The sequence below is a fragment of the Thalassospira xianhensis MCCC 1A02616 genome (assembly GCF_003326475.1).
GTDB lineage: Bacteria > Pseudomonadota > Alphaproteobacteria > Rhodospirillales > Thalassospiraceae > Thalassospira > Thalassospira xianhensis.
The window spans coordinates 1-1,007 of the sequence record NZ_JPWA01000091.1; the positions used below are offsets into that span (position 1 = coordinate 1).

Sequence of the window (1,007 nt, forward strand, 5' to 3'; positions counted from 1 at the left end):
TACCACATGATCGGCAGGTTCGGGTTTTGCGGCATGCGCCCGCGAAACATCAAATCAAACCGTGCGCGCCAGTGCCCGAAATTCGGAAAGGAAACGATGGCTTTCTGGCCGATGCGCAGCAATTCCTCCAAAACCTGTTTCGGGCGGTTTGTGGCCTGCAAGGTCTGGCTGAGGATGGCATAATCAAACGCCCCGTCGGGATAATCGCCAAGATCGCGGTCCGCGTCGCCCTGCATCACCGGAAGACCCTGAGCCACGCAGTTGCGCACCCCCTCGTTGGACAGTTCAAGTCCACGGCCATCCACATCCTTGCTGCGCGTCAGATAGCCCAGCAATTCACCATCGCCGCACCCGATATCAAGTACACGTGTGCCGGGTTCGACCATATCGGCAATAAGCTGGAGGTCGACACGGATTCTGTCACTATGAGACATGAAAGGTGAAACGGAACCTGCACTAGAACCTGCGACTTTCATGTACTAATTCAACCCCCGAATTCCAGCCGCGCCTTCGATAAAGCCGCTTAGAACCATATGGAAATCCGGCTCGTCGAGCAGGAAGGCATCATGCCCCTTGTCGCTTTCGATTTCGACGCAACTGACATTACAGGATGCAGCATTTAAAGCGTGAGCAAGGGTTCTGCTTTCTGCGGTGGTGAAACACCAGTCACTGGAAAATGAAATGATACAGAATCGTGTTTTGCAGTTGGTAAACGCCTCGGCAAGCCGCCCGTCATGTTCAATTGAAAGATCGAAATAGTCCATTGCGCGCGTGATATAAAGGTAGCTGTTGGCGTCAAACCGGTCGACGAAGCTTTTGCCCTGATGGCGCAGATAGCTCTCAACCTGGAAATCGTGGTCGAAGCTATAGGTAATCGCGCCGCGGTTCTGAAGCTTGCGGCCGAATTTGCGATGTAGGGCCGGTTGCGACAGATAGGTTATGTGCGCGGTCATGCGCGCCACAGCAAGCCCACGTGACGGCTTTTTGCCTTCCAGCAGGTAATTGCC

2 protein-coding genes are annotated in these 1,007 nt (G+C 54.2%); both read right to left on the reverse strand.

Annotated features, from left to right (window positions below):
* Positions 1 to 434: methionine biosynthesis protein MetW (locus TH5_RS25140; protein WP_167443669.1), on the reverse strand; the 434-nt coding region annotated here is incomplete at its 3' end.
* Between the two features lie 45 nt (positions 435 to 479).
* Positions 480 to 1,007: alpha/beta hydrolase family protein (locus TH5_RS25145; protein WP_483030207.1), on the reverse strand; the 528-nt coding region annotated here is incomplete at its 5' end.